Origin of the sequence: Micromonospora sp. NPDC049047, from assembly GCF_040649135.1 — a bacterium.
In the GTDB taxonomy this organism is placed as follows: domain Bacteria; phylum Actinomycetota; class Actinomycetes; order Mycobacteriales; family Micromonosporaceae; genus Micromonospora.
Genome location: NZ_JBEZEY010000007.1, coordinates 218,096 through 231,875, shown reverse-complemented (window position 1 = coordinate 231,875; position 13,780 = coordinate 218,096). Strand labels below are relative to the sequence as shown.

The following is a 13,780-nucleotide window of genomic DNA, read 5'->3' as shown; positions in this document are numbered from 1 at the left end:
AGATCCGACTCGTACGGCGCTCCGATCAACCCCAGAAACAGGGACCGGCCATCGGCAGGGGCAGCCATCTCAGTGCCACACCGGGACGCAGCCCGCCGCCATGAGCATGCTTACCAGATTGGGCATTCCGCCCAGGCGAACGCCCTCGGGGTAGTCCTCGGGGAGAAGACCACGGGTGCGCACCGAACTCTCGTCCGCCCAGACCTCGACGCCGGCGTCGACCAGGCTCGTCACCGCCGGGGCACGTGCGCCGATCACGGCGTTCTGGATGAGGAAGACGGTCACCGGATGACCGGCGCGGCGCAACCCGGTGCCGAGCTCGAAGAACCGCGGCACGTCCGGGCTCTCCTGCTCGGCGCGGCTCTCCACCAGGAGGTACGACCGCACGACACTCACCCCGCCGGCCGCTGGAACGTGTCGCTGAGCAACGCCAGCACGCGCTTGTCGTACTCGTCGGTGGCGATCAGGCGCGCAGTCGTGTGGCTGGCACCGGGAACCCACCACACCTCGGCCTCCGGATAGTGCTTCAGCTGCGCACGGATGTCCTCCGGCCGGGCAACCGGGTCGGCCTCCCCCGCGATGAACAGCAGCCGGACGGAGTGATCGGATAGTTCCTGCGGCCAGGGCGCGGGCTTGAGGAAGAAGAGCGATGCCCGGGTGAAGAAGAAACGGGAGGCGGCCCGCATCGCCGGGCCGGCCAGGAAGCGCGGCAGCTTCGTCATCGTGGCGTCGAAGGTCCGCTTGATGGTGCCCTCGATGTCCAGAGTCGGCCCGCTGTCGCAGACCACCGCGCGGACCAGGCCCGGCTCGAGTCGGGCGCACTCCAGCGAGGTCCAGGCTGACATCGAGAAGCCGACGCAGGCGACCCGGAAGTCCCCAAGGTCGGACCGCGACCGCAACGAGGTCACGACGTTGTGGTGGTCGATCGCGTAGCGCGGGGACTGGCCTCGGAACAGTCGGTCGTCGGCGCTGTCGCCGTGGTTGCGCATGTCGAAGGTGAGGACGTGGTAACCCGCCTCGTGCAGGGTCTTGGCCAACGGCATGAGCATGCCGCTGTTGCGGCCCATGCCGTGGCCGAGGACGACGACGACCTGCTGTTGCCCGGCTTCCTCGGCGGTCTGCGCCACGGTGTCGCCGCCCGCCTCCGGAGCTGGGATGAACCAGCAGGCCAGGGCGACGCCGTCGGCACCGGCAACGGTGATTCGCTCGGCCGGCAGGTCGAACGACGCCGGTGTCTGCCGAACCGCTCGGCGCTTGGGGTGATAGACGCTCCAGGCTGCGCGGGTCATGACCCAGGCCGCCACGCCCAACGGGACGATCGTCACCACGCTCGCCAGGTCGACCAACCGGGACGGCTTAGCCGGCAAGTGCCTCACCCCCATTTTCCCATTGCATCCACTCTACATTTAGGGGTACCCCGAAAGACCACCCCTATCTTCAACTTCGGGGTGATCAACGATGGTGCACAGTGCTCAATGTCGGATACATCTCCGGTAGGCTCGTGGCCTCACGAGGGAAGGGGAAGTGTTGATCTCCAGAGCCACGCCTCTCTCACACTCGCCGCAGGTCGTGAGCCGCCACCCCGGCGGGCTCGTGTGCACAATGGATATTGATCCAGCCGAGCCGGTGCTCGCCGGCCACTTCCCCGGCTTTCCGATCTTCCCTGGCGTCTGCCTGGTCGAATGCGCTCTGCAGGCCGCCTACCAGCACCGACCGGCCGCCCAGTTGACAAGTGTCCACCGGGTCAGGTTCATCAAACCGGTGTTCCCGGGTGATCGGTTGACCATCAACATCGACTTTCCGGCTGATGCTTGCTCGGCCCAGATCTCGACCGGCCGACCTGACGGTTTGGTCAGCGAGGCGGCCTTGATCGTCCTACGTTTCGCGGAGGGCGGGGAGAATGGACACCGCTGAGATCAAGCGGATACTGCCGCACCGATTCCCGATGCTGTTGATTGATCGCGTCGACTCCATGATTCCGGGCGATTCGCTGATTGCGACAAAGGCCGTCGCTGCGAATGAACCGTGCTATGCCGGCCTGCCCGACGAAGCGGCCGACTATTCCTATCCGGTCACCCTGCTCGTCGAGTCGTGGTGCCAGGCGGCCGGGGTCCTCGCCGTCCACGGCACGCCCAACCCCGACGTGCTCGCCGGTCGGGTGACGCTGTTCGGGGCGATCAACCGCATCGAGGTGCTCGCGCCGGTCCACCCGGGTGACCAGGTGACCCATCACGTGCGGGCACTCAAGCTGCTCTCCGACGCGGCGGTGTTCACCGGCGAGTCCACTGTGGCCGACGTTCCGGTGTTGCGGGTCGGTCAAGTGATCATCGCGCTACGCGAGGCTGCCGAGCTGCGCAGCCCCGCGTGACCCCGCACGACTCGAGCTCGGGAGGTTGAGATGGACGAACGACGGCCGACCGCGGTGGTCACCGGCGGGTCACGCGGGATCGGGGCCGCGATCGTGCGACGCCTCGCCGCCGACGGCTTCGACGTGAGTTTCTGCTACCACGCCAGTCCCGTCGCGGCCGAACAGGTGCGCGAGGCGGCGTCCGCCGGTGGCACCCGGATCCGCGCCCACCAGGTGGACGTCCGCGACTACGCCGCGGTGAAGAAGTTCGTGGACGCCGCGGAGGAGGATCTCGGCCCGGTCGACGTGATGGTCACCAGCGCTGGCATCGTGCGTGACAACCCGATGGTGATGATGCGCCCGGAGGACTGGCGCGAGGTCGTCGACGTGAACCTCGACGGCACCTATAACGCCTGCCGGGCCACGATCTTCTCGATGATGAAGCGCCGCTCGGGCTGCCTCGTCACGCTCTCCTCCGTGGTCGGCCTGCGGGGCAACGCCACCCAGACCAACTACTCGGCCAGCAAGGCGGGCATCATCGGGTTGACCCAGTCGCTGGCCAAGGAGGTCGCCCAGTTCGGTATCCGGGCGAACGTGGTGGCCCCCGGCATGATCGAGACGGAGATGACGGCGGCGCTCACCGGACGGATCCGCGAGCGGGCGCTCAAACAGATCCCCATGGGTCGGATGGGCACGGCCGACGAGGTCGCCGACCTCGTCTCGTTCCTCGCCTCGGACCGGGCGCGGTACATCACCGGCCAGGTCTTCGCGGTGGACGGTGGGATCGTGCTGTGAAGGCCGCACGCTTCTACTTCTCGCTACGCAGCCCGTACTCGTGGCTTGCCTACCGCGATCTCGTGAGCGTCCACACCGACGTCGCCGACGTCATCGAGTGGCGGCCCTTCTGGGAGCCCGACGAGGAGTCGCGGGCAGCGCTCACCGACAGCGGCGGCGCATTTCCCTATGTGGACATGTCCCGCGCCAAGGCGCTCTACATCCTGCAGGACGTGCGCCGGCTCGCCCAGCGCCGCGGTCTCGCCATCACGTGGCCGGTCGACCGCGCCCCGCATTGGGAGGTGGCCCACCTGGCCTACCTCGCCGCCGAACGCCTCGGCCGGGGCCGCGCCTTCATCGATGTCGTCTACCGCGCGCGCTGGGAGGAGGGCCGCGACATCAGCGACCCCGCCACGATGGCCGCTATCGCCATCGAACTGCAGCTGAGCCCGGAAGAATTAAGCACTGCGGTATCCGACCCGCAGTTGCGCGCCGACGGGCTCGTCGCCCTCCGCCGCATCGACAAGGACGGCGTCTTCGGCGTTCCGTTCTTCGTGCACGGCCGCGAGAAGTTCTGGGGGCTGGACCGCCTCCCCGACTTCGTCGCCGCGGTTCGCGCCGACCGGCGGTCGGAGAGCGAATCGGCGAAGCTGGTCGCGGCGACCGCCCCGACCAGCACGGACGACCAGGTATCCGTCACCGTGAGCCCGGGAGGCGATCAGGGCCACGCCGGTGGTTGCGGATAAGCGACACCCACAACCGCGGCCGGGTCAGACAGTCGTTTTCGAGACCGGCCGGGCCGGGGCGGGTTGGGGACGGCTCGGCGTGACGAGGAAGACACCGACCACACCGGCCAGAACCGCGAGAAGTGCGCAGAAGCCGAAGACCTCACGGTAGGCCGTCAGGCGAGCGGCGTCCTGCCCGGCGAGGACCGCAGCCAGGACGGCGACGCCGAGGGCTCCGCCGATCTGCCGAGCGGTCTGGTTGAGGCCGGTGGCGGCGGCGAAGCGCTGGGGCTGCACGGAGAGGGCGGCCGCCGTGGAGACGCCGGTGGTGATCACGCCGATGCCCACGGCGCCGAGCGCCGCGGCCGGGAGGAAGAAGGACGCGAAGTGGGGTGTGTCGGGTGCCCACAGCGCGAAGAGCCCGGCGCCCGCGGCCATGACGAAGGCGCCGAGGAGCACGGCGGCGCGCAGACCGAGCCGGTGGATGAAGCGGCCGGTCAGGACCGCGACCACTGCGGTCAGCACAGCGGTGGGACTCATCGCCAGGCCCGCCCGCAACTCGCGGTAGTGCCAGATCTCGGTCAGATACAACACCGAGCAGAGCATCCAGGCGAAGAGGGCCCCGCCGTACAGCAGGGAGGCGAGGTTGGCCACGGCGAACCCGCGGTTGCGCCAGAGCGCGATCTCGATCGTCGGCACCGGATGGCGCAGCGACCGCCACACCGTGAGCGCTCCGGCCGCGACAGCTCCGGCCAGGCAGGCGATCGTCCGGAGGTCGCCCCAGCCCCAGTCACCGCCCTCGGTGACGCCGAGGACGGCCAGGCCGACCGCGCCCGCGAGCAGTGTCGTGCCGATCAGGTCGGGCAGACGGCCGCCCGCGCTCCGGCCGGCCGGCAGCACCACGGCCCCGAGCACGATGAGCACCCCGAGCGGCAGGTTGATCACGAAGACGGAGCGCCAGCCGAACGCGTCGACCAGGATGCCGCCGAGCGCCGGGCCGAGCGCCGCGGCGAGGGCACCCGCCGCGCTCCACGCCCCGATCGCGGCCCCGCGCCGGGCCGCCGAGGTGTCGTGCAGGACGATGGCGAGCGACGCCGGGATCATGGCGGCGGCACCGACCGCTTGGAGGCCCCGGCCGACCAGCAGTACGGCCAGGTTGGGCGCGAGCGCGTCGAGCAGCGACATCGCGGTGAAGATGCCGACGCCGGTCATGAAGAGAGCCCGCCGGCCGATCACGTCCGCGATGCGGCCCGCCGGCGCCAGCAGCGCGGCGAAAACCGTGGCGTAAATGGTGATGACCCAGGAGGCGTCGGCAACCGTCACGCCCGGGTACGACGTGATCAGATCGGGAATCGCCAGATTGACTACTGTGACATCGAGAAGAGCGAGAAATGCCGCTCCGCAGGACAACAGGAGAGGGAGCGAGGCTGATTTACCGACGACTGGAGCTTCATCCGGCACAATCCCGCCCCCGTCCGAGTCAACGCGGTTTACACTAGGTCGCGGCCGGAGCGGCGTCAAGACCCAGCGCTGTCCGCACCAACACTCATCGTGATCTCGCTGACCGCGACCATCCCGTCCCGCCAGCGGGTGAGCATCGCCCCCGGTGTGCCGTCATCCCACCTGAGCTGCACATGCGCGGTGTCCGGGCTCTCGATGCGCACCCCGTCGAGCACCATCGTCTGCTGCGGCGGACGCCGCCGGTAGGCCGCGGCGAGCGCGTCCCGCCCGACGATCGGTGGCACCGGAAGATCAGTGAATGTCACTCGCGCATCCTCGGTGAATGTCTGCGCGAACGCCTGCCAGTCGCCCGACCGCACGCATTCGTTGAACAATGCCGTGTGCGCCTCGACGGCTTGTCGCAAATCCTCGGCCATGCCGGCAGCTTACCGCCGCAATCGCGCCGCACCACCCCCGACGCGGGCCGATTCGCCATATCCGACGGCTGGTCCAATGATCCAGCAGACCCAACGAAGAGACGGCCACCTCGGACGTGTCCGAGGTGGCCGTCTGATCGCGAACCGCGCGTCAGCCCTTCAGGAGCTGCCGCGCCATCACGATGCGCTGCACCTGGTTGGTGCCCTCGTAGATCTGGGTGATCTTGGCGTCACGCATCATCCGCTCGACGGGGTAGTCCCGCGTGTAGCCGTAACCGCCGAGCAACTGCACCGCATCGGTGGTGATCTCCATGGCCGCGTCCGAGGCGAAGCACTTGGCCGCCGCGCCGAAGTAGGTGAGGTCCGCGTCGCCCCGCTCGGATCTGCCGGCGGCCGCGTACGTGAGCTGCCGGGCCGCCTCCAGCTTCATGCCCATGTCGGCGAGCATGAACTGGATGCCCTGGAACTCCGCGACCGCCTTGCCGAACTGTCGACGCTCGGCCACGTACCCCTTGGCGTAGTCGAGCGCGCCCTGCGCGATCCCGACGGCCTGCGCGGCGATGGTGACCCGGGTGTGGTCCAGGGTCGTCATCGCGGTGGCGAAGCCGGTGCCCTCCGCGCCGATCATCCGGTCGGCGGGAATCCGCACGTTGTCGAGGTAGACCTCGCGGGTGGGCGAGCCCTTGACGCCGAGCTTCTTCTCCGGTGCGCCGAAGCTCACACCGGCGTCGGACTTCTCCACCACGAAGGCCGAGATGCCCCGGGAACGGGCCGCCGGGTCGGTGACGGCGAAGACGGTGTAGAAATCGGAGACGCCCGCGTTGGTGATCCACCGCTTCACGCCGTTGAGCACCCAGTGATCCCCGTCACGCGCCGCCCGGGTCGTCATCGAGGCGGCGTCGCTGCCCGCCTCCGGCTCGGAGAGGCAGTACGAGAACATCGCCTCCCCGGCCGCGACCGGAGTCAGGTAGCGGCGCTTGAGCTCCTCGGAACCGGACAACAACAGCGGCATGGTGCCGAGCTTGTTCACCGCAGGGATCAGCGAGGAGGACGCACAGGCGGCGGCCACCTCCTCGATCACGATGGCCGTGGCCAGCGCGTCAGCGCCCGCGCCGCCGTACTCCTCGGGGATGTGCGGGGCGTGGAAGTCGGCCGCCCGCAGCGCGTCGTAGGACGCCTTGGGAAACTCCCCGGTCTCGTCGGCCTCGGCGGCGTGCGGGGCGACCTTCGCCGCGCAGACCTCACGAACCGCCTCGCGGATGGCCTGGTGCTCCTCGGGCAACCGGTAGACGTCGAACAACTCGCCTGCGGCCATGTTGGGCCCCTCCCCTTCACCGCTATCATGCGCAGTCTGTGACGACTCCTGACCGCCGACCGCGCAGACTGAAGACTACCGACTGCAGTTCAGGTGATGTTACCGGCGCGTAGGTATGGGCATGGGGGTGCACCCACGCCGCTGGGCGATGATGGAAGACAACAGTGAGCCACCCCTCCGGTGCCCGGCCAGGCGCCGCAGCAGAATGCGACGCGACGACGCGCCGCCAGTGCGAGCGGAGAAGACAGGCGTGACGATCCCCTACCCCACCATCCAGCCGACCCCCGCCATCGCCGCGGTCGCACCGCCCTCGGGCGCGCCTCGACCGCGGGTGACGTTCCTGGGGACCGGCTACCTCGGTGCGACGTACGCCATCTGCTACGCCGAGCTGGGCTACGACGTGCTCGGGTTCGACGTCGACGCCGACAAGATCGCGATGCTGAACGCCGGACAGGTGCCGATCCACGAGCCCGGCCTGGACGAGCTGCTGCGGCGCAACCTCGCCGCCGGTCGCCTCCGGTTCAGCACCGACATCGCCGAGACCGCCGACTTCGGTGACGTGCACTTCATCTGCGTGGGCACCCCACAGCGGGCCGACGGGATGGGCGCCGACCTGTCGTACGTCGAGGCGTCGGTGACCAGCCTCGCGCAGCACCTCACCCGCAAGGCGCTCATCGTCGGCAAGTCCACCGTGCCGGTCGGCACCGCCGACTGGGTGGAGCAACTGGTCGGCAAGCACACCCCCCACGACCTGGGCGTCGAGGTGGCGTGGAGCCCCGAGTTCCTGCAGGAGGGCTTCGCCGTCGACGACGTCCTGCGCCCCAACCGGATCGTGGTCGGCGTGAAGAGCGAGTGGGCCAACGGCATGCTCTACGCCGCGCACAAGGGCGTGTTCGACCTGGCCGCCACCGAGGACCGCGAGGTGCCGCTGGTGGTCACCGACTTCGCCACCGCCGAGCTGGTCAAGGTCGCCGCGAACGCCTTCCTGGCCACCAAGATCTCCTTCATCAACGCGATGGCCGAGGTGTGCGAGGCCTCCGGTGGCGATGTCAGCCAGCTCGCCCGCGCGATCGGCTACGACCCACGGATCGGCAACCGGTTCCTCCAGGCCGGCCTCGGCTTCGGCGGCGCCTGCCTGCCCAAGGACATCCGGGCCTTCCAGGCCCGCGCCCAGGAGCTGGGTGCCGGCGAGGCGCTGCGCTTCCTGCACGAGGTCGACCTGATCAACCTGCGCCGTCGTACCCGGGTGTTGCAACTCGCCTCGGATCTGCTCGGCCGCCGCTCCGGTCCGGCCGGTCCGGACTTCTCCGGCACCCGGATCGCCGTGCTCGGTGCGACCTTCAAGCCCAACACCGACGACGTCCGCGACGCTCCGGCGCTCGCCGTCGCCGCGCTGTTGCACAAGGCCGGCGCCGAGGTGCACGTGTACGACCCGCAGGGCACCGAGAACGCCCGCCGCGCGGTGCCCGAGCTGACCTACGAGACCGGCATCAACGAGGCGGTCACCGGGGCGGACCTGGTCTGCGTCCTCACCGAGTGGGCCGACTTCCGCAACGCCGACCCGGTCGCCCTCGGCGAGTTGGTGAACGGTCGCAAGGTGGTCGACGGTCGAAACTGCCTCGACTCGGCGCTCTGGACCCAGGCCGGTTGGGAATACCGGGGCATGGGCCGCCCCTGATCGGAGCACTCCCGCCGGCCGGCCACCGAACCTCTCGGTGGCCGGCCGGTGTCGTTGTTTGCCCCGGACCCGCCGACAACAGTCGAAATCCGGGCCAGCTTTGGGCATGCTGCGACAGTGGAAGTCCACAGTGCGGGTGGAGGGGTGTCGTGGCGAACTTTCAATGCTCCTCGTGCGGCCGGGAGATCAAGCCGGCCGTCCACTGCCCACACTGCGGGGCTGACCAGCCGCAATGGGTAGAACACCTGGCGGACATCGAGCGTTCCATAGCGGAGATGAAGGCGCGCGACGCCGCCATCGCCCGCGAGCAGCGGCAGATCGCCGCGAAGATGCAGGCCGCGCTCTTCCAGCGGGACATCCTCGCGCACGCCGGTGAGGAGCGGCTCAAGCAGGCCACCCGGCCCCGCCGGGTGCTCCGCCGCCGCCCCGGCCGGCGGCCACCGACCGCCGGCACGTCGGCGCCACCCCGGGTGCCCCGCCAGGGCACCCCGGCCGCCCCCGCGGACCCGCCCCCGCCGGGGCCGAGCTGGCTGGACGCTGACGATCCGGCGCACCCGCCGGAGGCCTCGTCGCGCGAGGTGCAGAACATCCCCCTCGGGCTCGGCGCGTTGCTGCTCGCGGTGGCCGCGGTGGTCTTCGCCGCGGTCGCCACCAGCTCGATGGACGCGCTGGCCCGGCTCGGCATCCTGGTCCTGGCCACGGTGCTGATGTTGCTCGCCCCACCGGCGCTGGCCCGGCGCGGGCTCACCTCCACCGCCGAGACCATCGCCGCGGTGGGCCTGCTGCTGGTGCCGCTCGCCGGCAACGCCCTCTGGGCCGTGGACCGGATCGGCGCCGGCGGCGCCTCCGGCACTGTCTTCGCCGGGGTGCTCTTCGCGGTCACCGCCGCCGTCGCCCTCGGGTACGCCGGCTGGACCGGTCTGCGCGCACCCCGGTTCGCCACAGTGCTCGCCGCGCAGCCGGTGCTGCCGCTGTTGGCGTACGACCAGGTCACCGGTCCGGGCGGCTGGGCTCTGGTGCTGGCCCTGGTCGCCCTCATCGACCTCTGGCTGGCCCGTTCCGGGGTGACCCTGGAACGCCCCGTCCGGCAGGACGTGCCATCGACGGGCACCACCTCGGCGCCCCGCCCGCGCAGCGCCGAGACCCGGCCGGAGGGCGACCCGGAGGAGGCCGGCGAGCTGATCGACGCCGGCGCGGGTTCCGCCGACACCCGGCCGACCCGCCCCGTCCCCGGGCTGGGCGAGCTGACCTGGGTGCTGCACGCGGTGGCGGTCGCGGTCGCGCTGGCGTACGCGGTCACCGCCCTGCTCCGGGCGCAGACCGTGCCGACCGCCACCGGGGCCGGGGTGGTGCTGCTGCTGGCCGCCACGATCGGGCTGGCCGGCGCGCTGGTGCTGCGTCGCCCGCCGCTGCCCGACGTCGCGGCAGGCATCGTCACGCTTGCCGTGATCGGGGCGCTGAGCCGGATCGCCTCGGTGGCCGTCCCGGGCCGGGCACTGCTGCTGATCGCCGCTGTCATCACGGTGACCGGGCTGGCCGTGCGTGCGGTCCCCGAGGCGGCCCGACGTGGCCCGCAGCTCGCCTCGGCGGTGGCGCTTACCGTCAGCGGGCTGGTGGTCGCCGGTGGCGCGCTGCGCGCCGGGGTGGCGCCGGTGCGGGCGGCACTGCCCGCCTGGGATGCCGACCTCGACAGTTATCCGGCCGAGTTGGCCGCCGCGGTCGGGCCGACCACGTGGCAGCTCGCGGCTGCCGCCTTCCTGCTCACCATCGCGGCGGTGCTGGCCCTGCCCACGGAGATCCGCCGGGAATTCGCGGTGGCCGGCGCGGCGCTCACCGCGTTGGCCGTGCCGGCCTCGCTCGGTCTCGGTTGGGCCACGGCACCCTGGCCGATGGTGATCACCGCGATCGGCATCGGCGTGATCGGGCTCTCCGCCCGCACCGACCGGGCGGCGACGGCACACGCCATCGGGGCGGCCGTGGCGGGCCTGCTCGGCGCGGGTGCCAGCCTGTCACGCCCCACCCTCACCGCAGCGGTCCTGCTCACTCTGTTCGTGGCCGGCACGCTTGTCACGCTGGCACCCCGGATCCGGATCGCCTCGGCCGCCTCCGACACGGTCACCGCCTGGGCCGCCGGTGGCGCGGCGTTCGCGCTGCCCGGGGCGGTGGCCGCGTTCGTGGCCGCCAACGTCCCCACCGACCCGACCCCCACCCCGGCCAGCCTCCGGGAGGCGACGGTTCCGGTCCTGGCGGCAAGCTTCCTGGCGGTCTGCGCGACCCTCGGCTACGCCGCCGTCGTGCAGGTCTCCCAGCGGCGCATCCCCGCACCGCTCTCGGTGGGCACCGGGCTTGGCGCGTTGCTCGTGACCGCCGCCGCGTTCGGGGCGCCCGGCGCGACCGTCGCCGACGCCTGGGTGGGCGCGCTGCTGCTGGTCGCCGCGGTGCTGCTGTTCCTGGCCCCATCCATCGACGCCGGCCGGCGCGCCGACCTCACCCTCGACGGCTCGGACCTGGCCGCCGCAGCGGTCACCACCGCCCTGATCGCCACGCTGGTGCGGATCGGGGCGGTGCTCGCCCCGGGCGGGCAGTTGGCGATGGCCGCCGCACTGGTCCTGGTGGTCGCCGTGGGCGCACGCACCATGCCGGAGGAGTGGCGACGCGGACCGATCCTCGGTCTCGCCGCCGGCGGGCTGCTGATCGGCGTACTCGCCGGTTGGTCGGCGGTGCGCGGTGGGGTCGGCGTGCTGGCCACCCCCGGCCCGATCTGGCGGGGCGACCTGAGCGGCTGGCCGGCCTCGCCCGTCGGTGGGGCCACCTGGCAGGCACCGGTCGCGGTGGCACTGTTGGCCCTCGCCGCCGGCATCCTGCTCCCGCCGCCCTGGCGGTGGGACGTGTCCGGCGGGGCCGTGGTGCTCGCCACGATCGGCGCCCCGGCCGCGTTCGATCTGGCCTGGTGGTCGCCGGTCCTGGTCGGCGGGATGGTCGCCACCGTGTACGGGATGGCCGCGGTGGCCACCGAGGAGCCACGCGCCGCGCTGTCCCGGGCCACAGTGGCCGGGGTGGTCGCGCTGCACGCCGCCGGAGCCGGCCTGGTCCGGCCCTGGACGACGGCGCTGGCCCTGGGCAGCATCGCGCTCATCGGGGTGGTGGTGGCGACGCTGGCCCGCGTGCTGGCCGGCCCACAGGTGACCGACATCGACACCGAGGGGATGCCACCGCACCTGGTGCAGATCGGTGGCGCGGCGATCGGTGCCGCGCTGCTGGCCCTCCCCGGAGCGGTGGCGGCGCTTGCCGCCGAATTCGACAACTCGGCGCAGGTGGTGCTGACCGCCGCGCTTGCCGCGTCCAGCCTCGGTCTGGCCGCCGTGGCCGCGGTCCGCCGGCAGGTGCCGCAATACCTGCCCTGGGTCAGCGTCGCGGTGGTCGGCGGGGCCAGCATCAGCGCTCTCGCCGCCATCCCCACCGGCCTCCCGGCGGGCGTCTACGCGGCCGCCGCCGCCCTGCTCGGCGTGTTGGCCGAGCTGATCCGAGCGGCCACCGTGCCGCCCACCGGCTCCGCCCAGCCGGTCCGACGCTGGGCGGTACGACTCGACGGGGCACTGCGGCGACTGCCGGACGATCCGCAGCGGCGTCGGTGGCGGGTCAACCCGGCTGCGGGCGCACTTGCGGCGGCGGCCCTGCCGACCGCCCTGGCCCTCGCCTCGATCGCACCGGCGCTGGTCGTCGCACTGGTCGAGCCCCACCGCACCCTGACCCGGATCTGGCAGGGCCCGCCGCCGGAGTTGCTCACCCCGCCGGCCGATGTGGTCAACCCGACGCACGTGCTGACGGCGCTGCTGCTCACCGCAACCGCGGCGCTGGCCGCCACCGGGTTCAGCGGCGGTCGGCGTTCCCGGGCCGTGCCGGTGGTGCTGCCCGGGGCGGCCGTCACCCTGCTCATCGCACCCATCGCGTTGGGCCTGGGCTGGCCCGCCAGCACCGTCGCCGCGCTCTCCGTCTTCACCATCGCGATGCTCGGTCTCGCGCTTACCCCGCCGCCGCCGCTCGCCGAACGGGCCCGTTCGCTACGGCTGGCCCGGGTGCTGGTGTTCGTCATCGGTCTGGCCGGCGGCAGCGCCGGGCTGGCCGGCAGCCTGGCCGACCGGCAGCTGACCCTGTTCACCCTGGGCAGCGGTGTCGGGGTGGGCGCGGTCGGGGCGCTGTTCGGCACCACCCAGCGGGCGCGCATCCTCGGCTGGCTCTTCGCCTCCCTCATGGCGCAGCTCTTCGTCCTCACCGCCGGTCTGGTCGCCGGGCTGGCCGCGGTCTGGTCCGCGTTCGGGGTGCTCGCGGTCGGGGCGGTCCTGCAGGTGCTCGCCGCGACCCTGCCCCGGCTGCGCCGCCCCGAGGCGCAGCGGGAAGCATCCACTGTGGAGTGGACTGGTTACGCTGCCGCGCTGATCGCGTTGGCCCTGGCCTTCGACTCGCCGCGACACATCGCCGCCCTGCTCGCCGCCTGGGGTGCGGTCCTCGGTGTCGCGGCGACCCGGCCCGGCCGCCGCCCGGTGGAACGCCGGATCCTGTTCTGGGCCGTGGTGGTCTGCGAGATCACCGCGTGGTGGATCCTGATGCGGGTCGCCAACGTGGCGCTGCCCGAGGCGTACACGCTGCCGTTCGCCGCGTTGGCCCTGCTCGTCGGGGTCCTGGAGCTGCGCCACCGAGCGGACCTGAGCAGTTGGGTCGCGTACGGGCCGGCACTTGTCGCCGCGTTTGTCCCGACGCTGGCCATCGTGCTGGCCACCGAGTCCAGCACAGTGCGGCAGATGCTGCTGCTACTCGGCGCGGTCGCGGTGTTGATCTTCGGATCGTCCAGCCGGCAACAGGCACCGGTGATCGTCGGCGCCTCGGTCACCGCGATCGCCGCGATCCACGCACTCGTCAGCCTCGGCCCGTGGCTGGCGCTCATCCCGGTGGGCATCCTGCTACTCGTGCTCGGTGCGAGCAACGAGCGCCGCCGCCGGGCACAGGAACGCCTCCAGACCGCGCTCCGCGGCATGAGATGAACCGGAGGGCCACGGCGGGGTGGGT

The 13,780-nt window shown here is 71.8% G+C and carries 11 protein-coding genes; 6 read left to right on the top strand and 5 right to left on the bottom strand.

All coding sequences use genetic code 11. The features are described 5' to 3' along the window. Nucleotides 1-69: 69 nt before the first annotated feature. Both AB0B86_RS14385 and AB0B86_RS14380 read right to left on the bottom strand, forming a co-directional pair. Nucleotides 70-387: a hypothetical protein gene (locus AB0B86_RS14385; RefSeq protein WP_357403453.1), complete on the bottom strand. Its 318-nt coding sequence runs from the start codon at nucleotides 385-387 to the stop codon at nucleotides 70-72. 5 nt (nucleotides 388-392) lie between these two features. Then, nucleotides 393-1,367, bottom strand: coding sequence for an alpha/beta fold hydrolase (locus tag AB0B86_RS14380; RefSeq protein ID WP_357418083.1), 975 nt, complete (start codon nucleotides 1,365-1,367; stop codon nucleotides 393-395). Nucleotides 1,368-1,524: 157 nt separating this feature from the next. Here AB0B86_RS14380 and AB0B86_RS14375 point away from each other — a divergent pair, with 157 nt between their 5' ends. The 4 genes from AB0B86_RS14375 to AB0B86_RS14360 are packed head-to-tail and all read left to right on the top strand — an operon-like array spanning nucleotide 1,525 to nucleotide 3,867. Then, complete coding sequence (locus tag AB0B86_RS14375; RefSeq protein WP_357403457.1) at nucleotides 1,525-1,914, top strand: FabA/FabZ family ACP-dehydratase; 390 nt, start codon at nucleotides 1,525-1,527, stop codon at nucleotides 1,912-1,914. Then, nucleotides 1,901-2,368: a beta-hydroxyacyl-ACP dehydratase gene (locus AB0B86_RS14370; protein WP_357418081.1), complete on the top strand. Its 468-nt coding sequence runs from the start codon at nucleotides 1,901-1,903 to the stop codon at nucleotides 2,366-2,368. The genes AB0B86_RS14375 and AB0B86_RS14370 overlap by 14 nt, the downstream gene beginning before the upstream one ends. 30 nt (nucleotides 2,369-2,398) lie before the next feature. Continuing rightward, nucleotides 2,399-3,142 (top strand): 3-oxoacyl-[acyl-carrier-protein] reductase, encoded by a 744-nt coding sequence (fabG, locus tag AB0B86_RS14365; RefSeq protein ID WP_357403461.1) that lies wholly within the window; start codon nucleotides 2,399-2,401, stop codon nucleotides 3,140-3,142. Then, nucleotides 3,139-3,867: a DsbA family protein gene (locus AB0B86_RS14360; protein WP_357418079.1), complete on the top strand. Its 729-nt coding sequence runs from the start codon at nucleotides 3,139-3,141 to the stop codon at nucleotides 3,865-3,867. Before fabG ends, AB0B86_RS14360 begins: the two co-directional genes overlap by 4 nt. 24 nt (nucleotides 3,868-3,891) lie before the next feature. Here AB0B86_RS14360 and AB0B86_RS14355 read toward each other — a convergent pair whose 3' ends face one another. From AB0B86_RS14355 to AB0B86_RS14345, 3 genes are all read right to left on the bottom strand, one after another. Beyond that, on the bottom strand, nucleotides 3,892-5,307 hold the full coding sequence (locus AB0B86_RS14355; RefSeq protein ID WP_357418077.1) for a DHA2 family efflux MFS transporter permease subunit: 1,416 nt from the start codon (nucleotides 5,305-5,307) through the stop codon (nucleotides 3,892-3,894). A 56-nt stretch (nucleotides 5,308-5,363) separates the two neighbouring features. After that, a complete protein-coding gene (locus tag AB0B86_RS14350) occupies nucleotides 5,364-5,723 on the bottom strand; it encodes a nuclear transport factor 2 family protein (protein ID WP_357403468.1) in 360 nt (119 codons plus the stop codon). A 151-nt stretch (nucleotides 5,724-5,874) separates the two neighbouring features. Beyond that, complete coding sequence (locus AB0B86_RS14345) at nucleotides 5,875-7,038, bottom strand: acyl-CoA dehydrogenase family protein (RefSeq protein ID WP_357403470.1); 1,164 nt, start codon at nucleotides 7,036-7,038, stop codon at nucleotides 5,875-5,877. Nucleotides 7,039-7,288: 250 nt separating this feature from the next. On the opposite strand from AB0B86_RS14345, the gene AB0B86_RS14340 reads away from it, so the two are divergent. Then, nucleotides 7,289-8,716: a UDP-glucose/GDP-mannose dehydrogenase family protein gene (locus AB0B86_RS14340; RefSeq protein ID WP_357403472.1), complete on the top strand. Its 1,428-nt coding sequence runs from the start codon at nucleotides 7,289-7,291 to the stop codon at nucleotides 8,714-8,716. A gap of 149 nt (nucleotides 8,717-8,865) precedes the next feature. Then, entirely contained in the window at nucleotides 8,866-13,755 is a 4,890-nt protein-coding gene (locus tag AB0B86_RS14335) for a permease (protein ID WP_357418074.1), read from the top strand. Nucleotides 13,756-13,780 lie beyond the last annotated feature (25 nt).

What these genes read in the sequence shown, in the direction of transcription:
- fabG (WP_357403461.1), top strand. Translation starts at nt 2,399, where the DNA reads ATGGACGAACGACGGCCGACCGCGGTGGTCACCGGCGGGTCACGCGGG.
- AB0B86_RS14350 (WP_357403468.1), bottom strand. Translation starts at nt 5,723, where the DNA reads ATGGCCGAGGATTTGCGACAAGCCGTCGAGGCGCACACGGCATTGTTC.
- AB0B86_RS14370 (WP_357418081.1), top strand. Translation starts at nt 1,901, where the DNA reads ATGGACACCGCTGAGATCAAGCGGATACTGCCGCACCGATTCCCGATG.
- AB0B86_RS14345 (WP_357403470.1), bottom strand. Translation starts at nt 7,038, where the DNA reads ATGGCCGCAGGCGAGTTGTTCGACGTCTACCGGTTGCCCGAGGAGCAC.